General features: G+C 65.1%; 23 protein-coding genes. 14 read left to right on the forward strand and 9 right to left on the reverse strand.

The genetic code is table 11. The features are described 5' to 3' along the window. Positions 1 to 9 precede the first annotated feature (9 nt). On the forward strand, positions 10 to 978 hold the full coding sequence (locus FHT98_RS12535; protein ID WP_142114223.1) for an ABC transporter permease: 969 nt from the start codon (positions 10 to 12) through the stop codon (positions 976 to 978). Position 979: 1 nt separating this feature from the next. Further along, positions 980 to 1,879 (forward strand): ABC transporter permease, encoded by a 900-nt coding sequence (locus tag FHT98_RS12540; protein ID WP_061968609.1) that lies wholly within the window; start codon positions 980 to 982, stop codon positions 1,877 to 1,879. A 102-nt stretch (positions 1,880 to 1,981) separates the two neighbouring features. Here FHT98_RS12540 and FHT98_RS12545 read toward each other — a convergent pair whose 3' ends face one another. From FHT98_RS12545 to FHT98_RS12570, 6 genes are all read right to left on the reverse strand, one after another. Next, positions 1,982 to 2,827 carry an inositol monophosphatase family protein gene (locus tag FHT98_RS12545; RefSeq protein ID WP_061968611.1) on the reverse strand — a complete coding sequence of 282 codons (846 nt, stop codon included), beginning with the start codon at positions 2,825 to 2,827 and terminating at the stop codon, positions 1,982 to 1,984. A gap of 40 nt (positions 2,828 to 2,867) precedes the next feature. Further along, complete coding sequence (locus FHT98_RS12550; protein WP_142114224.1) at positions 2,868 to 3,674, reverse strand: inositol monophosphatase family protein; 807 nt, start codon at positions 3,672 to 3,674, stop codon at positions 2,868 to 2,870. Beyond that, positions 3,664 to 4,392 carry an ABC transporter permease gene (locus tag FHT98_RS12555; RefSeq protein WP_142114225.1) on the reverse strand — a complete coding sequence of 243 codons (729 nt, stop codon included), beginning with the start codon at positions 4,390 to 4,392 and terminating at the stop codon, positions 3,664 to 3,666. The genes FHT98_RS12550 and FHT98_RS12555 overlap by 11 nt, the downstream gene beginning before the upstream one ends. 2 nt (positions 4,393 to 4,394) lie before the next feature. Next, positions 4,395 to 5,093 carry an ABC transporter permease gene (locus FHT98_RS12560; protein WP_142114226.1) on the reverse strand — a complete coding sequence of 233 codons (699 nt, stop codon included), beginning with the start codon at positions 5,091 to 5,093 and terminating at the stop codon, positions 4,395 to 4,397. An 82-nt stretch (positions 5,094 to 5,175) separates the two neighbouring features. Continuing rightward, positions 5,176 to 5,973 carry a transporter substrate-binding domain-containing protein gene (locus FHT98_RS12565; RefSeq protein WP_091857514.1) on the reverse strand — a complete coding sequence of 266 codons (798 nt, stop codon included), beginning with the start codon at positions 5,971 to 5,973 and terminating at the stop codon, positions 5,176 to 5,178. 11 nt (positions 5,974 to 5,984) lie between these two features. Continuing rightward, positions 5,985 to 6,761, reverse strand: a complete 777-nt coding sequence (locus FHT98_RS12570; protein WP_061968620.1) for an ABC transporter ATP-binding protein — start codon at positions 6,759 to 6,761, stop codon at positions 5,985 to 5,987. Positions 6,762 to 6,961: 200 nt separating this feature from the next. Between FHT98_RS12570 and pdxR (FHT98_RS12575) the strand changes: the two genes are divergently transcribed. The 10 genes from pdxR (FHT98_RS12575) to FHT98_RS12620 all read left to right on the forward strand — a co-directional run bounded on the left by pdxR (FHT98_RS12575) (position 6,962) and on the right by FHT98_RS12620 (position 16,816). Beyond that, positions 6,962 to 8,446 (forward strand): MocR-like pyridoxine biosynthesis transcription factor PdxR, encoded by a 1,485-nt coding sequence (gene pdxR / locus FHT98_RS12575; RefSeq protein ID WP_185745141.1) that lies wholly within the window; start codon positions 6,962 to 6,964, stop codon positions 8,444 to 8,446. Between the two features lie 58 nt (positions 8,447 to 8,504). Next, positions 8,505 to 9,287 (forward strand): 2-keto-4-pentenoate hydratase, encoded by a 783-nt coding sequence (locus tag FHT98_RS12580; RefSeq protein WP_142114228.1) that lies wholly within the window; start codon positions 8,505 to 8,507, stop codon positions 9,285 to 9,287. 18 nt (positions 9,288 to 9,305) lie between these two features. Further along, positions 9,306 to 10,511 (forward strand): aminotransferase-like domain-containing protein, encoded by a 1,206-nt coding sequence (locus tag FHT98_RS12585; RefSeq protein ID WP_185745142.1) that lies wholly within the window; start codon positions 9,306 to 9,308, stop codon positions 10,509 to 10,511. Positions 10,512 to 10,572: 61 nt separating this feature from the next. Continuing rightward, positions 10,573 to 11,235 carry an RraA family protein gene (locus FHT98_RS12590; RefSeq protein ID WP_142114229.1) on the forward strand — a complete coding sequence of 221 codons (663 nt, stop codon included), beginning with the start codon at positions 10,573 to 10,575 and terminating at the stop codon, positions 11,233 to 11,235. Positions 11,236 to 11,337: 102 nt separating this feature from the next. Beyond that, a complete protein-coding gene (gene pdxR / locus FHT98_RS12595; RefSeq protein WP_142114230.1) occupies positions 11,338 to 12,834 on the forward strand; it encodes a MocR-like pyridoxine biosynthesis transcription factor PdxR in 1,497 nt (498 codons plus the stop codon). A gap of 150 nt (positions 12,835 to 12,984) precedes the next feature. Continuing rightward, a complete protein-coding gene (locus tag FHT98_RS12600) occupies positions 12,985 to 13,758 on the forward strand; it encodes an ABC transporter ATP-binding protein (RefSeq protein ID WP_142114231.1) in 774 nt (257 codons plus the stop codon). A gap of 31 nt (positions 13,759 to 13,789) precedes the next feature. Then, complete coding sequence (locus FHT98_RS12605; protein ID WP_061968631.1) at positions 13,790 to 14,572, forward strand: transporter substrate-binding domain-containing protein; 783 nt, start codon at positions 13,790 to 13,792, stop codon at positions 14,570 to 14,572. Positions 14,573 to 14,617: 45 nt separating this feature from the next. After that, on the forward strand, positions 14,618 to 15,316 hold the full coding sequence (locus tag FHT98_RS12610; RefSeq protein ID WP_142114232.1) for an ABC transporter permease: 699 nt from the start codon (positions 14,618 to 14,620) through the stop codon (positions 15,314 to 15,316). Continuing rightward, on the forward strand, positions 15,313 to 16,044 hold the full coding sequence (locus FHT98_RS12615; RefSeq protein ID WP_142114233.1) for an ABC transporter permease: 732 nt from the start codon (positions 15,313 to 15,315) through the stop codon (positions 16,042 to 16,044). Before FHT98_RS12610 ends, FHT98_RS12615 begins: the two co-directional genes overlap by 4 nt. Next, a complete protein-coding gene (locus FHT98_RS12620; RefSeq protein ID WP_142114234.1) occupies positions 16,031 to 16,816 on the forward strand; it encodes an inositol monophosphatase family protein in 786 nt (261 codons plus the stop codon). Before FHT98_RS12615 ends, FHT98_RS12620 begins: the two co-directional genes overlap by 14 nt. A 171-nt stretch (positions 16,817 to 16,987) precedes the next feature. On the opposite strand, the gene FHT98_RS12625 is transcribed toward FHT98_RS12620, so the two are convergent. From FHT98_RS12625 to FHT98_RS12635, 3 genes are all read right to left on the reverse strand, one after another. After that, positions 16,988 to 17,254: a sunset domain-containing protein gene (locus FHT98_RS12625; protein WP_142114235.1), complete on the reverse strand. Its 267-nt coding sequence runs from the start codon at positions 17,252 to 17,254 to the stop codon at positions 16,988 to 16,990. 237 nt (positions 17,255 to 17,491) lie between these two features. Then, complete coding sequence (locus FHT98_RS12630; protein WP_113584836.1) at positions 17,492 to 17,743, reverse strand: hypothetical protein; 252 nt, start codon at positions 17,741 to 17,743, stop codon at positions 17,492 to 17,494. A gap of 208 nt (positions 17,744 to 17,951) precedes the next feature. Further along, positions 17,952 to 18,824, reverse strand: coding sequence for a PhzF family phenazine biosynthesis protein (locus FHT98_RS12635; RefSeq protein WP_142114236.1), 873 nt, complete (start codon positions 18,822 to 18,824; stop codon positions 17,952 to 17,954). Between the two features lie 332 nt (positions 18,825 to 19,156). Here FHT98_RS12635 and motA point away from each other — a divergent pair, with 332 nt between their 5' ends. Beyond that, complete coding sequence (gene motA, locus FHT98_RS12640; RefSeq protein ID WP_061968642.1) at positions 19,157 to 20,014, forward strand: flagellar motor stator protein MotA; 858 nt, start codon at positions 19,157 to 19,159, stop codon at positions 20,012 to 20,014. 28 nt (positions 20,015 to 20,042) lie between these two features. After that, on the forward strand, positions 20,043 to 20,918 hold the full coding sequence (locus FHT98_RS12645; protein ID WP_061968643.1) for a flagellar motor protein MotB: 876 nt from the start codon (positions 20,043 to 20,045) through the stop codon (positions 20,916 to 20,918). The last annotated feature ends 339 nt before the right edge of the window (positions 20,919 to 21,257 follow it).

Below are 21,257 nucleotides of genomic sequence, written 5' to 3' on the forward strand. Positions count from 1 at the left end.
GAAAGTCCCATGATCAGCTGGCTTGCCAAGCGCGTGATCCAGGCGCTGGCGGTCGTCCTTGCGATGACCGTCATCGTCTTCATCGGCGTGAACGTGATCGGAGATCCGGTCGCGGTGCTGCTGCCGCCCGACGCGACGCAGGATGAGCGGCTGCGCGTCATCGCCTCCTTCGGGCTCGACCGGCCCTTGTGGGAGCAATATTTCTCGTTCCTGGCCGGTGCGCTGCGTGGCGATCTCGGGCGCAGCTTCGTCTTCAGCGAGCCGGCGCTGTCGGTCATCCTGCAGCGGATGCCGGCGACGCTGGAGCTGGCGATCGCCGCCATGCTGCTGGCCGTGATCGTCGGCGTCCCGCTCGGTCTCTATGCCGGCGTCAGGCCGAACTCCGCTGGCGCCAAGGCCGTGATGGCCGGCTCGATCCTCGGCTTCTCGCTCCCGACCTTCTGGGTCGGTCTCGTCATGATCATGCTGTTCTCGGTCCAGCTTGGCTGGCTGCCCGCCGGCGGGCGCGGCGAGACGGCCGAGTTCCTCGGCGTGCGATGGTCGTTCCTGACCCTCGATGGCCTGCGCCATCTCGCGCTGCCTGCGCTCAATCTCGCGCTGTTCAAGATCTCGCTGGTGATGCGACTCGTACGGGCCGAGACCCGGGAGGTCGTGCCGCAGGACTATATCCGGACCGCGCGCGCCAAGGGCCTGTCCGAGGGCTCGGTGATCCGCACCCATGTCCTGAAGAACACGCTCATCCCGGTCGTCACGATCGTGGGGCTCGAATTCGGCTCGGTCATCGCCTTCTCGGTCGTGACCGAGACGATCTTCTCATGGCCGGGCATGGGCAAGCTGATCATAGACAGCATCCATCTGCTCGATCGGCCGATGATCGTGGCCTACCTGATGGTGATCGTCGTGCTCTTCGTGCTGATCAACCTGATCGTCGACCTGCTCTACACCGTGCTCGATCCGCGCGTACGGCTGGAAAACTGAGATGTCCGCAATCACTTCGGCCCCAGCGACCCGCACCCCGCTCCAGCGGACGCTCCGCGCCTTTGCCAGTTCGCCCCTCGCCATGCTCGGCCTTGCCGTGCTGGCCTGCATCGTCGCGCTGGCGGTTTTCGCGCCGTGGATCGCGCCGCAGAACCCGTACGACCTGATGCAGCTCGACATCATGGACGGCCAGTTGCCGCCGGGATCGCAGGCTGCGACCGGCATGACCTATTGGCTGGGCACCGATGAGCAGGGTCGCGACATGCTCTCCGCCATCCTCTACGGGCTTCGCATCTCCCTGCTGGTCGGATTCTGCTCTGCCATCGCCGCCGCGGCCATCGGCACGACGCTCGGCCTGATCGCGGCCTATGCCGGCGGGCGGACCGACAACGCGATCATGCGCTTTGTCGACCTGCAATTATCGTTTCCAGCCATTCTCGTCGCGCTGATGATCCTAGCATTTCTCGGTAAGGGCGTGGGCAATGTCATCCTCGCGCTGGTGATTGTCGAGTGGGCGGCCTATGCGCGCACCGCCCGCGCCAGTGCGCTGGTCCAGCGGAAGAAGGAATATGTCGAGGCGGCGCTATCCTACGGATCGTCCCCGCTGCGCGTGCTGTTCCGCTATCTGCTGCCGAACTGCCTGCCGCCGCTGATGGTGATTGTCACGGTTCAAGTCGCCCGCGCCATCGCGCTTGAGGCGACGCTTTCCTTCCTGGGGCTTGGTGTGCCTGTGACGGAGCCCAGCCTGGGCCTCCTGATCTCCAACGGCTACCAGCATATGCTTTCGGGCAAGTTCTGGATCAGCTTCTATCCGGGCATCGCGCTGCTGATCACGGTCGTCGCCATCAACTTGATCGGAGACCGACTCCGGGACGTACTCAATCCGCGCAATGCGGATTGATCCAGAGGCACGCCAAGGCCGGTGCATGGCCGATACAAAGTACCGCGGAGCGCCAGCTGCAGACATTGAAAGGTGACTTCAAACCGGACTTTGAAATCGTGGCTAGGCAAGAGCGGTTTTGTTCGGTGCGCCTGTCGCACAGGTCGGACCAAAGATGTCGATGAACTGGCCATGGAACTGCCTGGGCGCGACGACGAGGCTGCGGCACCGGAGCGGATCGCCCTTGCCGTCGATCTCGGTCGCGAGGCAGCCTGCTTCCCGCGCGATAATCACGCCTGCTGCGAGATCCCAGAGATCGAGCTTGGCACCGGAGGTCCAGAAGCCATCGAAACGGCCTTCCGCGACATAGGCGATCTCCAGCGCGGCCGAGCCCGGGCTGCGGATGCCTGAGACGCGCGGCATGATCGCCGCCATCTCGCGAGCCGCCTTCTCGGTGTCACCCTTGCCATTATAGGGGAAGCAGGTTCCGACGACGGCATGCGCGAGGGACTTGCGGCTGGAGCCGTTCAGTCGCTTCTCGCCGAGATACGCGCCCTTCCCGGCCACGGCCCAGAACATCTCACCGCTCAGCGGATTGAAGGTCACGCCGGCTGTCACCTCGTCGCCCTCCATCAGGGCGAGGGAGGCCGAGAATTGTGGGATGCCATGCAGGAAATTGTTGGTGCCATCCAGCGGGTCGATGATGATCCTGAGCCCGTTGCCGGCATCGGGAGAGGCCGCCCCCTCCTCGCCGAGCACGGCGACTTCGGGCAGCTTCGCGTTGAGATGGGCGACGATCAGGCGCTCAGATTCGATATCAGCGGCGGAGACGAAGTCGGAGGGACCCTTTTCCAGGATGGGCAGCGCGGAGAGGCGCGCGAAATTCGCGGCGAGCGAGGCGCCGCCGATGCGCGCGGCCTCCTTCATGGCCTCGACGATCTCTTTGCGTGTCCGGGGCTTGATGGTCATGACGGCTAGCCTGGTTGAGTTGGTACACAGCTCGGACGGCTCACGCCGCCGACATCATTCCGGCGCGCGGAGCCGCGATCTGGGCGAGCGCCGCCCGGTGCAGATCGGAATTGGCCGCCGCGAGGCAGTGGCCACTCGAATGCAGGGTCAGCGGCGCGCCGTCCCAGTCGGAGATGACGCCGCCGGCATTAGCGATGACCGGGACATGGGCGAGCACGTCATGCGGGGTGGTGAAGCGGTCGATGGCGATATCGATCCCGCCCGAGGCGAGCCGGCCGTAGGAATAGCAACTGCCGCCATAGACGCACCAATGCACGGAGGAGCGCAGCGCCTGGAAGACCGGCAGCGACTGCGGATCGTAGAGTTCGATATTGCTGGTCGAGAGGACGGATTCCGGGAGGAGCTTCCGGTCCGAGGTCGCGACGCGGGTGTCGTTCAAGGTGGTCGGGTAGCCTTCGGCACCGATCCAGCGCTCGCGCGTCATCGGCTGGTCGATGACGCCCAGGATCGGGATGCCGCGGCGGGTGAGCGCGATCAGCGTGCCGAAAACCGGAATGCCGGCGACAAACGCCTTGGTGCCGTCGATCGGGTCGAGCACCCAGACATACTCGGCATCGGTCGCCTGCGCGCCGAATTCCTCGCCCTGAATGCCGTGATCCGGAAAGGCCGCGCCGATGTGACGGCGCAGTTCCGTCTCGACGCCGCGGTCGATCTCCGTGACCGGGCTGTCGTCGCCCTTGGAAACGAAGGCGTTGTTTCGGCTGGCGGCCTCGCGGATGATCGCGCCGCTTGCGTCGGCCAGCCCCTGGGCGAAGGCAATGAAGTTCCTGATGTCGCTAGTCGGCATGACGGACCTGTCCGGGGATCGCAGCACTGCTCTTGAGGGGGCGCTGGTGCTTGCTCAGCGCATATTCGAGGTATTTGAAGCAGCGCGTGATCACGAGCGTGATCGTGAGGTAGATCAGCGCCGCCATGATGAAGACCTCGTAGGGCTGGAAGGTGCTGGCGACGATGGTGTTGGCGACGCCGGTCAATTCCATCAGCGTGATCGTGCTGGCGAGCGAGGTGCCCTTCAGCATGCCGATCGCCTGGTTGCTGTAGGCGGGCAGCATCAGCCTGAACGCGATCGGCAGCACGATGAAGCGCTGGACCTGGAAGGCCGACATGCCGCAGGCGCGCGCCGCCTCGACCTCGCCGGCCGGCACGGCCTGGATCGCGCCGCGCAGGATGTTCGTCGTATAGGCGGTGGAATGCAGCGCGCAGGCGAGCAGGGCGCAGACGAAGGGCTGGCGCAGCCAGGGCCAGAGGACGCTCTGGCGGACGAAATCGAACTGCGCGAGCCCGTAATAGACGATGAAGATCTGCACCAAGAGCGGCGTGCCGCGGAAGAAATAGACGAAGGCGTAGATCGGCGTGCGGGCGGCACGGCTGCCGTTGGCATAGAGGATGCCGAGCGGCAGCGCGCAGATGAAGCCGATGATCTCCGTCAGCAGCAGGAGCTTGAGGGTGAGGACCGCGCCTTCCAGCAGACGCGGAAGGCTCTCGATCATGAGCGAGAGGTCCATGATCAGACCCTCCGGACGCCGCGGTTCGCGCGGGTCTCCAGCCATTCGATGATGAGGGAATTGGCGATCGTCAGCAGGAGATAGATGAGCGCCGCGAGCATGTAGAAATGGAACGGGCTGCGCGTCACCGAGGTCGCGATGTAGCTGACGCGCATCAGCTCCTCGAGGCCGACCACCGAGATCAGGGAGGTGTTCTTGATCAGCGAGATCCAGATATTGCCGAGCGCCGGCAGGGCGTAGCGCCACATCAGCGGCAGGCGGATATGGATGAACAGCGTCAGCGGCGACATGCCGAAGGCCTTGGCCGCCTCGATCTGGCCGGGCGGAATGGCGAGAAAGGCGCCGCGGAAGATCTCGGCCGCGTAGCCGCCGAAGACCAGGCTCAGCGCCAGCACGCCGGCGCCGAGCGCCGGCATCTCGAAAGAGGTGTTCGGCCCGCCGATCCAGCGCAACGCGGCCGACAAGGCGACAGTGCTGCCGAAATAGACGAGCAGGATGATCAGCAGCTCCGGCGTGCCGCGGATGCAGGTGGTGTAAAGGTCGCCCGCCGCGCGCAGAAACCGCGACGAAGAGAGTTTGGCGAGCGCGACGAGGAGCCCGATCACGAGCCCCGCCGCCAAGGCCAGGAACGCGACCTTGAGCGTGACCATCGTTCCCCAGAAGAGCTGGGTTCCCCAGCCCTGAAAGAGGTCTGCCGTCATATTGCGTTCCCGTCAGGGGAGGATGGCGCCGGGCATGGCCGGCACCTGCGGCATCGGACCAGGCCCTTGCAGCCGGGGCGGCTCAGTCGGCCCAGACGCTCGGCATGACCGTGAACTTCCAGTATTTCTGGTTGATCGCCTTGAAGGTGCCGTCGGCGAACATGCCCTTCAGCGCTTCGTCGACCTTGGCCAGCAGCTCCGGCTCGTTCTTGCGCAGCCCGACGCCGACGCCCGGCCCGAAATACTTGATGCTTTCCAGCTCGGGGCCGACAAAGGCGAAGTCCTTGCCCTGCTTGTCCTCGAAGAAGCCGGCCATCTTGATCGGTCCGGCCATGATCAGGTCGACCCGGCCCGAGATGAGGTCGAGCAGCAAGGTCTCGTAATTCTCGTAGCGCGAGATCTGCACGCCGGGGAACAGCTCGGTGAAATAGCGGTCATAGGTGCTGGCGCGGATCATGCCCACGACCTTGCCGTCAAGCGCCTTGGGATTTGGCTTCCCATCCGCGGTCACAGGCTGCAGCTTGGAACCCTTCGGGCCGACGAAGCGGCCGGTCGAGGCGCGATAGGGAATGCTGAAATCGATGCTCTTCTGGCGCGCTTCCGTGATCGAAAGGCTGGCGAGGATGAGATCGAACTTGCGGGCCGAGAGGGCCGGTATCAGTCCCTCGAATGCCTGGCAGACGAATTGCAACTCGAAGCCCGCCCGTTTGCCGATCTCGCGGGCGAGGTCGACGTCGAAGCCGGTCAGCTCTCCGCCCGCCGTACGATAGTTGAAGGGCGGGTTGGTGCATTCGGTGCCGACCTTGACCTCGCGGGCGAAGGCGGAGCCGGCCAGCAGCAGCGCTGCGCCGGTCAGTAGGGTGAGTGCCGTCTTCTTCATGGTTCTTCTCCTCACAGAACCCGCTGCAGGAAGCGCCTGCACCGCTCGGACGTCGGATTGCCGAAGATGTTCTCCGGCGTGTCGCGCTCTTCGATCTTCCCCTCGTGAAGGAAGAGCACCTCGTTCGAGACTTCGCGAGCGAAGGCCATTTCATGGGTCACGACGATCATGGTGCGTCCCTCTTCCGCGAGCTGCCGCATGACGCCCAGCACCTCGCCGACCAGTTCGGGATCGAGGGCCGAGGTCGGCTCATCGAAAAGCAGGAGCTTGGGCTCCATCGCCAGCGCACGGGCAATGGCGCAGCGCTGCTGCTGGCCGCCGGAGATATGGGCGGGGTAGTGGAAGCGCTTGTCGAACAGGCCGACCTTGGCGAGCAAGATCTCGGCTCGCTCCTTGGCCTCCGCCTTGGGCACGCCCAGAACCTTGATCGGTGCGATCGTGACATTGTCGAGGACGGTGAGGTGGCTCCAGAGGTTGAAGCTCTGGAAGACCATGCCCATCCGGCTGCGGATGCGGTTGATCTGGCGGGCGTCCAGAGCCGCAGCGCCATTGCCACGGCGCCCGAGGTTCAGCTGCTCGCCTTCGAAGTGGATCGAGCCGGCTTCGGGCGTTTCAAGGAGGTTGATGCAGCGCAGGAAGGTGCTTTTCCCCGAGCCGCTCGCCCCGATCATGCAAATGACGTCGCGTTCGCGGGCTGCCAGGCTGACGCCCTTGAGAACCGGGAAGTCGCCATAGCTCTTGTGGATGCCGTCCGCCGTGAGGACGGTCTTCGCCTCGGGTCGAGACACGTTTTCCCCTCCGCTTGCGCTGGATGACCGGCTTTGTCCGATCGCGATTGGCAGGGACGGTACCGACGGCTAAAAACAGCCTCAAGTACCAATTCTTTCGAGTCGAGCATACCAATCCGGCGACATGCTTGACCGCTCGCGCGACGCGCCGCTCAATCGCCGAGAGCTACCGACCAGACCCGCCCCGACCGCGACAGGATATGAACGCGAGCTTCAACTACCCTTTCTGGAACACGATCGCGTTGGCGCCGGACGGGCCGGAGCCGCTCTATGACCAGATCGCCGGGCAAATTCGGGCGCTGGTCGTCGACGGCGCGATCCCCCGCGGCATGCATCTGCCGCCTTCGCGCAAGCTGGCCGACGAGCTCGGCGTCTCCCGCTCGACCATCGTGCTCGCCTATAACCGCTTGAAGAACGAAGGCTACGCGCATGGGCGTACAGGCGCGGGCACCTATATCGAGAAGGATCTGCCCGAAGACATGCACCGCCGGATCGGCGAGCCGTCGCCCGCTCCGCAGCCGCCCCCGCAGCCGCGCGTGTTGGCGGCGCGCGGCTGCGCCCTGATGGGGCTGCTGCTGCCGAGCGAGCGCGAGCTCGGCTACGATCTCAGCCCCCTGCTGCCGGCGCTGGACGAGTTGCCGTTCGCGGATATCAGCCGCAGCACCGCCGAGTACTGGGGTTCGGAGCCCTGGCCCCAGTTCAATTTCAGCGAGCGCCTCGGCCTGCCCGCCTTGCGCCAGCAGATCGCGAAATATCTGGGGGAATACGAAGGCGTGCCTTGCCGGCCGGAGCAGATCGCCGTTGTCGCCAGCACGACGCAGGCCTTCATCCTGCTGGCGCAATTGCTGCTCGACCCTGGCGACGGCGTCGTCATCGAGGACCCCGGCTATCCGACGCGGACGGCAGCGATGGTGGCGAACGGCGCCCGCATCCTGCCGCAGCGCGTCGATCTGGAGGGGCTCTGCGTCGACCGCTTCGGGCCGGAAACGCATGATGCCCGCATGGTGATCGCTTCGCCGACCAACCAGTTTCCCTATGGCTCGACCATGTCGATGGAGCGCCGGCTTTCCCTGCTCGCCTGGGCGCGGGCCCGTAACGCCTGGGTGATCGAGTATGATTACAGCAGCCCGATCGGCATCAACCGCCAGCCGCTCGCCTCGCTGCTCTCGCTCGATGCCGACCAGCGCGTGATCTTCATCGGCAATATCAACCGCATCTTCTCGCCCTCGCTGGGCCTGACCTATCTGGTTCTGCCGCCGGATCTGGTCGAGCTGTTCTACCGGGCGAAGCTCGTCTTCTCCTGCTATCTGCCGCCGCCGCTGCAGCAGATGGTGGCCGACATCATGGGGCGCGGCGTGCTCGCCAAGCATGTCAGGCGCATGCGGCTGATCTATCGAGAGCGGGCAACCATCCTGGTCGACGCGCTGCGTCAGGCTCTCAGTGACCGGCTCCTCATCCCCGATGTCACCGCGGGATTGCACCTGACGGCCCACGCGCTGGGGCCGCTGGATGATGCGGCCGTCACCAATGCTGCGCGCCAGCGCGGCATCGATGCGCCTGCCTTGTCGCGCTACCGCTTGCAGGACCGCACGGCGACGGGTTTCGTCTTCGGCTTCGGCAATACCGTGCCGGAACGCATAACTCCGGCGGTGCGGCGCTTTGCCGAGATCATGGCCGCCGCCTAGGGCTTTTTGGAATCGATCGCTACCCCGGGCATCAGCAAGGCCGGGACAGGAGGACGGGATGATCGACACGGACGGATTGGCCAACAGGCTGATCGACGAGCATGAGCGGAACGAGCAGTTCCGGCCCTTCGCCGCGGCGAACGGCATCGCCTCGCTCGAGGATTCCTACGCGGTGCAGGAGCGCTATGTCTCGCTGCTGAAGCCGCGCTGCGGCGCTGCCGTCGGTTACAAGATCGGCCTGACCTCGCAGCGCATGCAGACGATGTGCGGCATTCCCCATCCGATCGCGGGCGTCGTACTGGCCGACCGGCTGCATCATTCCGGCGCATGCCTCGCCATCGCCGATTACGGCCGCATGGGTCTCGAATTCGAGATCGCGGTGCGCATGGCCAGCGATCTCCCCATCGGAGGGCCGGCCTGGACGCAGGAGAGCATCGCCGAGCATGTCGCCGGCGTCTGCGCCGCCATTGAGATCGTCGATGACCGGGCCGCCGATTATGCCGAGCTCGACGTGCTTTCGCTGGTCGCCGACAATTCCTGGAATGGCGGCGTGATCCTGTCGACATTCTGCAGCGACTGGCCGGCGCTGGACGCCGTCTCGGGCACGATCAGCCATAATGGCACGGAGATCGATCGCGGCTATGGTCGCGACGCGCTGGGCCATCCCTTCGCGCCGCTCGCCTGGCTCGCCAATGCGCTGGCGGTGAAGGGGCAGAGCCTGAAGTCCGGCGAGATCGTGATGACCGGCAGCCTCGTCACCACCCGCTTCCCCACCGAAAGCGAAACCTATCGCTTCGAGCTCGAAGGCATCGGCGCCGTCGAGCTCAACGTCACCGCCTGAGTGCCGGAAAGTACGATCATGACGTCTCGCCTCGCTGCCCGGATGAGCCGGGTCAAACCATCGGCCATCCGCGAGCTCCTGCGGCTCGGTGCCGATCCCAATGTGATCTCCTTCGGCGGCGGCTATCCCGACGCCTCGCTGTTCCCGATCGCGGGGCTCGACGAGGTCTTCCGCAAGACGCTGGCCGAGAACGGGCAGGAGGCGCTGCAATACACCGTCTCGAACGGCATGCCGCTGCTGCGCCGACAGATCGCCGAACGCATGACGCGCGACGGCGTGCCCTGCACCACCGACGAGGTGCTGATCCTCCAGGGCGGCCAGCAGGGGCTCGACCTCGTCGCCAAGATGCTGGTCGACAAGGACGACGTCATCGTCGTCGAGGACCCGACCTTCCTCGGCGCGCTGATCGCCTTCAACCCCTGCGAGCCGCGCTATGTCACGGTCGGCATGGACGAGGACGGCATGGATGTCGAGGCGCTCGACGCGGCTCTGAAGGCCAATCCGGGCGCGAAGTTCATCTACACGGTTCCGGATTTCCACAATCCGACCGGCGTCACCATGAGCCTGGCGCGGCGCAAGCGGCTGGTCGAGATCGCCAATGCCCATGACATCATCATTCTCGAGGATTCGCCCTATCGCGAGATCCGCTTCGAGGGCGAGCGCATCCCGCCTATCAAGAGCTTCGACACCGAAGGCCGGGTGATCTATCTCGGCAGCTTCTCGAAGATCCTGGCGCCGGGTCTGAGGCTCGGCTGGGCCGTGGCCTCGAGCGAGCTGATCGAGCAGCTCGGCCTGCTCAAGCTCGCGGCGGACACGCAGACGAGCACGCTCAACATGGCGGTCGCCTCGCGCTTCCTGGCGGAATACGACATCGACGCGCATATCGGCACGATCCGCAGCGCCTATCGCCACAAGAAGAACCTGATGCTGGACACGATCCGGCAGAGCTTCCCGCAGGAGATCGCCTGCACGGATGCGAGCGGCGGGCTCTTCACCTGGCTGACCTTCCCGGAAGGCTTCGACGCCGCCGCCTTCATGCTCGACTACGCCTTGCCCGAAGCCCGCGTCGCCTATGTGCCCGGCGCGACCTTCTTCGCGCTGGACCAGCGGCCGAACCATGCTCGCATGAGCTATTCGACGCAGACGGACGAGCGGCTCGTCGCTGGCATCACAGCGCTCGGCAATGTCCTGAAGGCCCGCATGGGATCGCGGCTGCGGAGCTGAAGCCGCCCCCTGTCCCCCCGACACCACCAGATCGCCACATCGCGACGATGAGGACTGCACCATGCCCGTGACCATCCATCCCGTTCCGCAAAGTGACCTGACACAGGCCGAGATCGAGCGCTGGCGGGCGATCCCCGTCGCGGTCGCAGTCGATCTCGGTCGCAATCTCAACCAGATCGACCCTGCCATCCGCCCCCTGATGCCGCCCGGTCAGCAGCCGCGCCTGTTCGGACGCGCGGTGACCGCCTTCTGCGAAGCGCCGGATTTCGGCTCCGTCGTGCGCGCGATGGACGTGATCGGCCCCGGCGACGTCCTGGTCATCGCGGCGGCGGGGCATGCGGAGAGCGCGATGATCGGTGAGATCCTGGGCGGGCATATCCGCCGCAAGGGCGCCGTCGGCCTGGTCTGCGACGGAGCAATCCGTGATGTCGGAACGCTGGCGAGCTGGACGGATTTCTCGGTCTTCACGCGTTCGGTGACGCCACGCGGGCCGTCCTCGGCCGAGCGCGGCGAGATCAACCGGCCGGTGACGATCGGCGGCGCGATCGTCTCGCCCGGCGACCTCCTGATCGGCGACGATGACGGGCTGGTTGCCCTGACGCCCGCGACGATCCGCGCCCGCATCGCCGATGCCGAAGCCCGGCTGGTGCTGGAGGCGAAATGGGAGGACGCTTTGAAAGCCGGGCAGACCGCCGAGGCCGTCTTCGGGTTGAAAGCGCCGTAGGGCACCCTCGGCCTCGTATTCGAACGCCGTTCCGCGAAATCCGCTTGGAGAATCCGGCGCCCGCGTCCATTCGGAAGGAGTGTGTCAGCCTGACGAGGGCGAATGGCCAACCAGTTCAACTATCCCGTCTGGAACCTGATCAGGCTCGAGCGCGACAGTGAGATCCCGCTCTACGAGCAGATATTCGCCCGGTTCCAGACGGGCATCACCGAAGGTGTGATTCCGCGCGGGACGCGCCTGCCCCCCAGCCGCACGCTGGCCAAGGAATTGGCTCTCGCCCGCAACACGGTGGTTCAGGCCTATGACCGCCTGGAGGCGGAAGGCTATGTCCGGCGCGCCCATGGCTCCGGCACTTTCGTCGAGAAGGTGCTTCCCGAGGATCACCAGACGCGGGCGAGGCCCAATCCGTCCGCGCTGTTGCCCGGCAAGACCGCGTTGTCGGAGCGTGCGACGCAGCTCCTCGAAGCTCGCTTGCCGCCCGAGCGCTCCGAGACGCTGGGCCTCAGTCCAGGCGTGCCTGCCCTCGACGAATTTCCCTACGAGATCTTCAGCCGGATCGCGGCCCGGCACTGGCGTTCCCGCGCGATCTCGCAGACGGGCTACGGCGTGGGCCATCCGCGCGCCGGCCTCACCCACCAGATCGCGGCCTATCTCGCGGAAGCACGCGGCCTGGCCTGCGCGCCGGAACAGGTCATCGTCATCGGCAGCACGCTCCAGGCGGCGGCGCTCGTCGCCCATGTCCTGCTCGATACCGGCGACGAGGTCGCGGTCGAGGACCCCGGCCACCTGACCGAACTCGCCACGTTCGAGCTCAGCGGCGTGCGAATCCGCCCGGTGCCGATCGACGAAATGGGGCTCGACGCGGCCGCCCTTCCGACGCAGGCGGACGGAGGAACGCTGCCGAAGCTGGTCGTCGTCTCGCCGGTCGAGCAGTTCCCGTACGGATCCTCGATGCCGCCGGCGCGACGCCAGGCTCTGCTCGCCTGGGTGCAGGCTCATGGCGGCTGGGTGCTGGAGGATGATTTCAACAGCGAGATCCGCTGGTTGGGACAGGCGCAGCCGCCGCTCTTCGCCACAGACACGCAAGAGCGCGTCATCTACACCAGCTCCTTCAACCGCGCCTTGGCGCCCGGTTTGAGACTGGCCTATCTCGTCGTGCCGCCGGGCCTTGTCGAGGCCTTCACCCAGGCGCAACGCGTCTTCTCGCTCTATGCGCCGCAGCCGGACCAGGCGCTGGTCGCGGCCTTCATGGCGGAGGGGCATCTGGCGGCGCATCTGCGGCGGATGCGGGCGATCTATCGGGAACGCTCGCTCCTGCTGGCAGACGGGCTGCAGCAGCGCATCGGCGACCGCTTCGTCATACCCTATGTGACGGCGGGACTGCACATGACGGTTCGGCCACGCATCTCGTTCGACGATGTCGCGGCCGCGACGGCGCTTCTGCACCGCGGCTTCGACTGCCCGGCCTTGTCGCGCTATTGCCGCGGGCCTGCACGGCAGGGATTGATCCTCGGCTTCGGCAACACCCTGACCGAAAAGCTGCCGGCCTGTGTCGAGGCGGTGGCCGAGGCGATCGATGCCGCCTGCGACGGGGCCTAACGCCGCGTGACGATGCAGTAGGCGCCCGCCACGGACCCAGCCTGCCGCCCTTTTGTGCGACGTCGGGAACTGGACCCTAGCGAAAGCTCCGAATTGGACCTTGGGGGGCCACGAACCGCCTCACATTCTGCCGTCAGCAGCGGAGTCCTCATGAACGTCGAACGCAGCACCGTCCTGGAGGTCAAGGGTATCCGGAAGAGCTTCGGGGACCTGGCCGTCCTCAAGGGGCTGGACCTGACGGCCCGCAGCCATGACGTCGTGACGATGATCGGCGCCAGCGGCTCGGGCAAGAGCACCTTCCTGCGCTGCATCAACTTCCTCGAACTGCCCGATGCCGGCACCATCCGCTTCGAGGGCGAGACGGTCCGGCTGGCGCAGCAAGGCGGCGGCCGTGCCCAGCTCGACCGCAAGCAGATCAACCGGATGCGCAGCCGTATCGGCATGGTGTTCCAGAGCTTCAACCTCTGGACGCACCTGACCGTGCTGGAGAACGTCGCGGTGGCGCCGATCAAGGTGCTCGGCCTCTCCCGCAAGGAGGCGACCGAGCGTGCCGAGGCCTATCTCGAAAAGGTCGGGCTGATCGAGAAGAGCGATGCCTATCCCGCCCATATCTCCGGCGGGCAGCAGCAGCGCGTCGGCATCGCCCGGGCGCTGGCGATGGAGCCGGCCCTGTTGCTTTTCGACGAGCCGACCTCGGCGCTCGATCCCGAGCTGGTCGGCGAAGTGCTCGCGGTGATGCGCACGCTCGCCGCCGAGGGACGCACGATGATCATCGTAACCCATGAGATGGGCTTCGCCCGCGAGATCTCCAGCGAGGTCCTGTTCCTGCACCAAGGCGTCGTCGAGGAGCGCGGCCCGCCCGAGCAGGTCCTCGGCAACCCGCGTTCCGAGCGCTGCCGCGCCTTCCTGCAACGCGTCCTGTGAATCGAGCCGTCAATTCAAAGGGGAGAACGACATGCTGAAGCCCATACTCGTCGCCGCCGGATTGCTCAGTGCCTTGACGACGGGAGCCGCGGCAAGAGACGTCAAGGTCGGCAGCGAATGCACCTATCCGCCGTTCAATTTCCGCGACGCCAAGGGTGAATTGCAGGGCTTCGACATCGACGTCGCCCGCGAGATCGGCAAGCGCCTGAACGTCAATCTCGTCTTCGTCTGCCAGCAATGGGACGGCATGATCCCGGCGCTGCTCGCCGGCAAGTTCGACCTGATCGTGGCGAGCATGTCGATCACCGACGAGCGCAAGAAGTCGATCGATTTCAGCGTGCCCTACCGCTCCTCCACCGCCCGCTTCGTCGGCGCCAAGACGCTGAACGTCCAGCCGATCGGGGCCGACGGCAAGCCGGACCCTAAGGCGCTCGCCGGCAAGACGGTCGGGCTCCAGCGCTCCTCGACCTATGAGCAGTTCATGACCAAGGAATTCCCCGGCGTGAAGCTCGCGCAATACGACACGGTCGACAACCTGCTGCTCGACCTGCAATCGGGCCGGATCGACCTCGCCTTCGCCGGGCCGATCAAGCTCGACGGCGATTTCCTGCAGAAGCCGCGCGGCGAGAAGTTCCATTTCGTCGGCCCGGAGATCAACAACATCGCCCTGTTCGGTCCCGGCGTCGGCGTGGCGCTGCGCAAGGAAGACAGCGCGCTCCGCGACCAGATCGACGCGGCGCTGAACGCCTCGTTCAAGGACGGCTCCTTCAAGGCCATCAACGATCGCTACTGGTCGTTCAGCGTCCTGCCCTGATCGCGCGACGAGGCAGCGGACCCGAGAGCGGCGGAGGTCGTGACGATGGATGTACTGATGGGCTGGGGCGGCCAGCTCCTGCACGGTGCGCTGACGACCCTGGAGGTCGCCTTCGCCGCGCTGGCGCTCGGGCTCGTCTGGGGCATCCTTGGCGCGCTCGCCCAGCTCTCCCGCTGGTGGCTGGTCCGGCAGCTCGGCTTCCTGTTCACGCTGATCATGCGCGGCACACCGGAACTGCTGATCATCCTGATCATCTATTTCGGCGGCTCGGTCACGCTGACCGGGCTCGCCAAGTCGATCGGGATGGCTGCGGGTTTCATCGAGATTCCCGCCTTCGCCGCCGGCGTCTTCGCGCTCAGCCTCGTCTTCGGCGGCTATGCCGCGGAGGTGCTGCGCGGCGCCTTCCTCGCCATCCCGAAAGGCCAGATCGAGGCGGCGGAGGCCTTCGGCTTCTCCTGGTGGGACGCCTTCACGACGGTGCGCCTGCCGCAGATCTGGCGCTTCGCCCTGCCCGGCCTCGGCAATAACTGGGTCTCGCTGATCAAGGACACCTCGCTCGTCTCGGTGGTCGGGCTGGAGGAGATCATGCGGGTCAGCGGCATGGCGACCGCGGTCACCGGCGAACCCTTCCGCTTCTATCTGATCGCCGCGATCATCTTCTACGCGCTGACCACCAGCAACGGGCTCATCGTCGCGAAACTGGAACGCCGCGCCAGCCGTGGCGAACGGGAGCTGGCGCGATGAACCCGAGCCTCATGATCGAGAGCCTGCCGGCGCTGCTGGAAGGCACCTGGCTCAGCCTGCAACTCCTGACCGCCGCTCTCGTGCTCGGCATGGCGCTGGCCGTGCCGATGGCGATCGCCCGGCTGGAAGCGCCCGGCCCAGTCCGCGCGGCAATCGCCTTCTACATCTCGTTCTTCAGGGGCACGCCGCTCCTGGTCCAGATCTTCCTGGTCTATTACGGGCTGTCGCAGTTCGACTTCGTCCGCGAGAGCGCGCTCTGGCCCTTCATCCGGGAGCCGTGGTTCTGCGCCGTCCTGACCTTCTCGCTGCATACCGCCGCCTATACGGCGAACATCCTGCGCGGGTCGATCCAGGCGGTGCCGGCCGGCGAGATCGAGGCCGCCCATGCCTGCGGCATGTCCGGCCCGTTGGCCTATCGCGTCATCATCCTGCCGCGCGCCTTCCGGCTCGCCCTGCCGGCCTATGCCAACGAGGTCGTCAGCATGCTCAAGGCGACATCGCTGGCGAGCACCATCACGCTCATGGAGCTGACGGGCACCGCCAATACAATCGTGGCGCGCACCTTCGCGCCCTACGAGCTCTTCGTGACAGCGGCTGCGATCTACCTCGTCATAGCCGCCATCTTGACCGCAGCCCTGCGAGCCCTCGAATACCGGCTCGCCAGACACCAGCGCGCGCCCGCCAGCACCACGGCGGTGATCGCCGGAGAAGCTCATGTCCAAGCCTGACATCCACGCCTTCGCCGGTTTCGCCGAGCGGCTCGCCGATCGCAGTGGCGCGATCATCCGCGAAGCCATCGCCAAGGGCCGCAGCTTCGACACCAAGGCCGATCACAGCCCGGTCACCGAGATCGACCGCCGAGTCGAGGACAGCCTGCGTCGCGAGATCGCCATCGCCCATCCCGATCACGGCATCCTCGGCGAGGAATACGAGTCCATCGGGCTCGACCGTGACTTCGCCTGGATCATCGATCCGATCGACGGCACCAAGGCCTTCATCACGGGCATCCCGACCTTCGGCACGCTGATCGCTCTGGCCTACAAGGGCACGCCGATCCTCGGCGTCATCGACAACCCCGTCACGGCGGAGCGCTGGATCGGCGGCGACGGCCTGCCGACGCGCCGCAATGGCGAGACGGTCCAGACCCGTAAAGGGGCATCGCTGGCCGATGCCATCCTCGGCAACGGCAATCCCGAGCCATTCGACGCCGGCGAGCGTGCCGCCTTCGAGCGCCTGCGCAGCGATACGAAGTGGTGCGTCTATGGCGGCGGCTGCCACGCCTATGGCCGGGTCTCGGACGGCGCGCTCGACATCAGCCTCGATGGCGGGCTCGATCCGTTCGACTACTGCGCGCTGACACCGATCGTGCGCAATGCCGGCGGCGCGATCACCGATTGGGAAGGCCGCGAGCTCACGATCCATTCCGGCCATAGCTGTGTCGTGGCGAGCGGCAGCCCGACACTGCATGAAGCGGTTCTCGACCGGTTGCGCCGCCATTGATGAACTGGATCGTCCGGAACCGAACTCTCCGGATGTCAGCAAGGGGTCAGCTTCGGCCGCCTGACTGCCGACCTCGCCAGACTGCCATGAAGCAGACGTTCCATACGTCGGCTATGGGTCAAGAGCGGACAGGGGGCCGGCCCGCTCGCGCGACGCCGGGCCTTTTTCGTTTCAGCTTCTTGCTGGCCTCCATCCCGCGCGTTCGGCGTCTTCGGCCGTGCAGAACCAGCGCTCGCCGTGTTGCGGGCTGATATTGGTCTCGAGATAACGGCGCTGGCCGGGGACGTGGTAGATGCGTTCCCCCGTATTGATGCTGATGTTTCCCTTGACCTGGCAGGAAGGGGAAAGCCTGGCCCAGACGGCGTCTGACGCAGTCAAGCCGCTCAGTCCGGCGAATCCCATTGCCGCCGCGATCCCGGCCATCGGAAGCATCTTCATCGGACAGCACCCCGGTTCCCACAGCATCGATCCGGACACATGCGGTTGCGCGTATCATGCCGCCACCGCGTAATTATCCAGTTTTCGGGGTACGCTGCATTTGAGCTTCCTGGCCCGGTCAGTGCTTGATTTTGGCTTGGCTCGATCGCTGACGCGGTGATGGGCACTTCGCCGCCGCTGGGCCGATCAAGTGGCCACGCGGCCTCTCGCGCATCTACTTATGATGGCAGAGCTGTATCAGGCAGCCGCCGGCAGAACCCGCCCTGTGACCGCCAGATATCGATCACTGGAGTGCATCACCGCAACGACGATAGAAGTTCCGTCATCGCAAACGATATGCAGCCGATCCTGCAGCAATGCCGGGTCGAGTGCGGATGTATCGCAGAGAAGATGGCCTGCGCGGGTATCGTCGTAGTCACTGCCAAATTGGAAGGTGAGGGGGAGCCTGCGCCCATTGCGCAGGACCAAAGAGCCTTTTCCGGTATGCATGACAGGTCTCCGCCTAGGCGGCGTCAATGCGCACCGCCAGCGGTCATTTCCAAAAGCGGATGGAGACAACTGCAGCGCCGAGCATGCTCCCTGCACATGGCTTGTCTATGTCTTTTGAGTGGCCGCCACTCATTATCGCCTCGGAACTCCGGCTAGCGGGCTTTTTCGCGAGTTGTGTCCGCAATGGGTCGGACGCGGACAGTGCGAGCTATGCCGCAATGAACCCATCTACGGTGGTGACGCACGCGCCGCCGACTTGAACTTGCCCCTGAGCATCGACCGTGACGCTGATCTTGCCGTCGCGACCGACGCGCCGACCCTGTTCAGCTTTGTAGTTTACGCCGCTCGCAGGAAGCAGCCCCCGGCTCGCGCGGAAAACGGCGACGCTGCCATTGCCGCTCCCGCACACGGGGTCTTCACTGACCCCGCATGACGGGGCAAAGGTACGGACTTCAATGTCCGGCGTGCTGTCTGATCGCCCAGCGAACACGGTGATTCCGGTCGCGCCCTTTCGTTTTTCGAACTGAGCCGAGCGGATCAAATCGGGTTCCAGGCCCAGCACGGCGTCCACGCTGGCTAGTTGCGCGATGATCCAGACGGCCCCGACATTGATAATCGCAGGCGTAGCATCGCGCATAATCGGATGTCGCAGGATCGCTTCGACCTCGTCGATCTCTTCGCCGGTCAAAGAGGTAAGTGTCGCTGGTGGCAGCGAGAGGGTCAAAATCCGGTCAGGACCATCGCCATTCACCGCAACGTCCACCAATCCAACACCGCATTCCTGAATGAGCTTTCCATCCTTCGGCGTCGCAATGCCCGCTTCAAGCACAGCATGAGCACTCCCCAATGTCGGATGCCCGGCGAAAGGCATCTCCGCGCTCGGGTTGAAAATTCGTAGCAGATAGCTCGCATTCGGATTGGTCGGCGGCAGGACGAATGTGGTTTCGGAGAGGTTCGTCCAACTGGCGATGGCCTGCATCTCAGCGTCGGTCAGCCCCGAACCATCGAGCACAACAGCCACGGGATTGCCCAAAAGCGGCTTTGCCGAAAACGCATCGACGACTTTGAAAGCGCGAGACATGTCTTTCTCCATTCCGATCCTGTCGGCTCAACTATGCGAAGCGTCGCTACGAGCAAAGCTCGTCCATCACAAGTGGGCATGCCTTGACGTCAGCTTTGGGTCGATTGCTGACGTTCGCCGAGACCCGCCGGCTCGATCTCAATGCCCAAATCCGGGCACTCCTGATCACTTACCCTACCGACCCAAACTTCAAAGCCGTCGTCGAAGGACGACGCTTACTAGCCTGTCGTCCACTGGTCATAAACTCGCCCTTAACCTTAATCGGTCAGTTCGTTGGGCTAGTTAGTGGCTTCGCGCGGGCTGTACCTGCTGCGGCGCGAGGGTGGCAGACCATGCGGCTGATCGTCGGCACAATAATCGTCTTCGTCTGCGTCTTCGGAAGCTACGCGGCGATGGGCGGCCACCTTGAGGTGCTTTGGCAGCCGTTCGAGTTTGTCATCATCCTCGGTGCAGCGATTGGTGCCTTCGTCATCGGCAACCCTGCGCCGGTGCTCAAGGCTGTGCCCGCCATGCTCGGCACGCTCATGAAGGGCCCCCAGTACAAGCAGGAATGCTATGTCGAGCTGCTCGGGATGCAGTATTCCTTGTACAAGTTTGTAAAACAGAAGGGCATGCTCGCTGTCGAAGAGCACATCGAAAATCCGAGCGAGTCGACGTTGTTCAATGCCTTCCCGACTTTTGCAGCGAACCATCATGCGGTTGAGTTCGTCTGCGACTACATGCGAATGCTGACGATGGGTGCCAACAACGTCCACGAGATCGACGCTCTCATGGACGAGGAACTGGAGACGCACCATCAGGAGCAGGAGCGTATGGTTGCGGCAATGCAGTCGCTTGCCGACGGTACACCGGCGCTCGGCATCGTCGCCGCCGTGCTCGGCGTGATCAAGACGATGGGGGCGATCACCGAGCCGCCGGAGGTGCTGGGACATCTGATCGGCGGCGCGCTCGTAGGCACTTTCTTCGGTGTCTTCGTCGCCTACGGCTTCTTCGGGCCCATGGCGCAGTCGCTCAAGGGCACGTTCGAGGCGGAATCCAAATACTTTCTTTCACTCAAGGCGGGTCTCCTCGCGCATATCGGCGGCCAGCCGCCGGTGATGGCGGTAGAATTTGCCCGCAAGGCTCTGATGAGCGACGTCCGCCCAACGTTCAACGAAGTGGAAGCGGCAACCGCCGGCCTCCCCGCCTAGATCTGATCCAATCTCCGGCAGAGACTCGATGACTAAGCCCACCCAGCCGACGATTATCGTCAAGAAGGTCAAGAAGGCCGCTCATGCGCACCACGGCGGGGCTTGGAAGATCGCCTATGCGGACTTCGTAACCGCCATGATGGCGTTCTTTCTGCTGATGTGGCTGATCAGCATGACGACGCAAGAGCAGAAGATCGGCTTGGCGGAATACTTTGCGCCGGCATCTGTGAGTCCGACGACCAGCGGCTCTGGTGGCGTCCTGATGGGCAGTGCCCTGGACAAGTCAGGCAACAGGCCCTCAGTGCCCCGCGACGCGGCGAGGGGGACTTCCGGGCAGGACGACAAAGCGCGCCCGACCAGCTCGGGCCGCGCCAGCGACCGCGAGGCCAGCCGCCCGGCCGCCGACATGCAGGCCAACTACAGCGCCGTAGCCAGCCTGCGGCAGGCGCTCCAGAAAATGCCCGAAATTTCCGAGTTGTCGCGCAACATCGTGATCGAGCCGACCAAGGAGGGCTTGAACGTTTCCCTTGTGGACGAGTACGGCCGCTCCATGTTCCCCGAGGGCTCGGTCCGGCCCTACGAGCGCACCCGTCTCGTGCTGGAGGCGCTCGCGCCCACCCTGCGCCGGCTGCCCAACCAACTGTCTGTCGCCGGCCACACGTCCGCCGCGCGCCCGGGTTCGGTGCAGGCCACCGATTCCTGGGCCCTCACCGCCGGGCGCGCACTCGCCGTGCGCGAGATCCTGTCGGGAGCCGGGCTTCCCAGCAACCGCTTCGCTTCCGTGGTGGGACACGCCGACACCGAGCCGCTCTTCATCGACGATGCTTACAGCCCGTCTAACCGACGCGTTACGATCACGCTCCTCAATGCGGAGCCACCGCTACCCCCGGGAACCTTTCCCTGACGGCAAGGCGCGTCGATCGCCTCAGTGACCGTTTGAGATTGAGTTCAGTGGCTGGCCTGCAAACGGGGACCATCGCGACGCGGATCAAGGCCTCGGAAACGTCGATGTACTGCGCGAAGCTACGGGCAGGGCGCCGCTAGCAATCATCGACGCGACGCTCGAAAAGGGCTTCGAGGTCAGTGATGCGAGCCTGAAACAGGGGGCGCTTCATGAGGCTTGCAGGCTCGCATCCATCGTTCAACGTTCAGAGCGACTTAGCCATTTTAGTCGGAAAAAATGCAATCATTAGCCGTCGTCGCCAATCACGGAGAAGATTGGCATGTTGCGCTAGGAAGCCGA

It is taken from the genome of Allobosea sp. AK1 (genome assembly GCF_006714945.1).
Lineage (GTDB): Bacteria > Pseudomonadota > Alphaproteobacteria > Rhizobiales > Beijerinckiaceae > Allobosea > Allobosea robiniae.

Bases quoted from the DNA above. Each gene is read 5' to 3' on its own strand.
- FHT98_RS12535 (WP_142114223.1), top strand. From the start codon at position 10: ATGATCAGCTGGCTTGCCAAGCGCGTGATCCAGGCGCTGGCGGTCGTC.
- FHT98_RS12540 (WP_061968609.1), top strand. From the start codon at position 980: ATGTCCGCAATCACTTCGGCCCCAGCGACCCGCACCCCGCTCCAGCGG.
- FHT98_RS12545 (WP_061968611.1), bottom strand. From the start codon at position 2,827: ATGACCATCAAGCCCCGGACACGCAAAGAGATCGTCGAGGCCATGAAG.
- FHT98_RS12550 (WP_142114224.1), bottom strand. From the start codon at position 3,674: ATGCCGACTAGCGACATCAGGAACTTCATTGCCTTCGCCCAGGGGCTG.
- FHT98_RS12555 (WP_142114225.1), bottom strand. From the start codon at position 4,392: ATGGACCTCTCGCTCATGATCGAGAGCCTTCCGCGTCTGCTGGAAGGC.
- FHT98_RS12560 (WP_142114226.1), bottom strand. From the start codon at position 5,093: ATGACGGCAGACCTCTTTCAGGGCTGGGGAACCCAGCTCTTCTGGGGA.
- FHT98_RS12565 (WP_091857514.1), bottom strand. From the start codon at position 5,973: ATGAAGAAGACGGCACTCACCCTACTGACCGGCGCAGCGCTGCTGCTG.
- pdxR (WP_185745141.1), top strand. From the start codon at position 6,962: ATGAACGCGAGCTTCAACTACCCTTTCTGGAACACGATCGCGTTGGCG.
- FHT98_RS12580 (WP_142114228.1), top strand. From the start codon at position 8,505: ATGATCGACACGGACGGATTGGCCAACAGGCTGATCGACGAGCATGAG.
- FHT98_RS12585 (WP_185745142.1), top strand. From the start codon at position 9,306: ATGACGTCTCGCCTCGCTGCCCGGATGAGCCGGGTCAAACCATCGGCC.
- FHT98_RS12590 (WP_142114229.1), top strand. From the start codon at position 10,573: ATGCCCGTGACCATCCATCCCGTTCCGCAAAGTGACCTGACACAGGCC.
- pdxR (WP_142114230.1), top strand. From the start codon at position 11,338: ATGGCCAACCAGTTCAACTATCCCGTCTGGAACCTGATCAGGCTCGAG.
- FHT98_RS12600 (WP_142114231.1), top strand. From the start codon at position 12,985: ATGAACGTCGAACGCAGCACCGTCCTGGAGGTCAAGGGTATCCGGAAG.
- FHT98_RS12605 (WP_061968631.1), top strand. From the start codon at position 13,790: ATGCTGAAGCCCATACTCGTCGCCGCCGGATTGCTCAGTGCCTTGACG.
- FHT98_RS12610 (WP_142114232.1), top strand. From the start codon at position 14,618: ATGGATGTACTGATGGGCTGGGGCGGCCAGCTCCTGCACGGTGCGCTG.
- FHT98_RS12615 (WP_142114233.1), top strand. From the start codon at position 15,313: ATGAACCCGAGCCTCATGATCGAGAGCCTGCCGGCGCTGCTGGAAGGC.
- FHT98_RS12620 (WP_142114234.1), top strand. From the start codon at position 16,031: ATGTCCAAGCCTGACATCCACGCCTTCGCCGGTTTCGCCGAGCGGCTC.
- FHT98_RS12625 (WP_142114235.1), bottom strand. From the start codon at position 17,254: ATGAAGATGCTTCCGATGGCCGGGATCGCGGCGGCAATGGGATTCGCC.
- FHT98_RS12630 (WP_113584836.1), bottom strand. From the start codon at position 17,743: ATGCATACCGGAAAAGGCTCTTTGGTCCTGCGCAATGGGCGCAGGCTC.
- FHT98_RS12635 (WP_142114236.1), bottom strand. From the start codon at position 18,824: ATGTCTCGCGCTTTCAAAGTCGTCGATGCGTTTTCGGCAAAGCCGCTT.
- motA (WP_061968642.1), top strand. From the start codon at position 19,157: ATGCGGCTGATCGTCGGCACAATAATCGTCTTCGTCTGCGTCTTCGGA.
- FHT98_RS12645 (WP_061968643.1), top strand. From the start codon at position 20,043: ATGACTAAGCCCACCCAGCCGACGATTATCGTCAAGAAGGTCAAGAAG.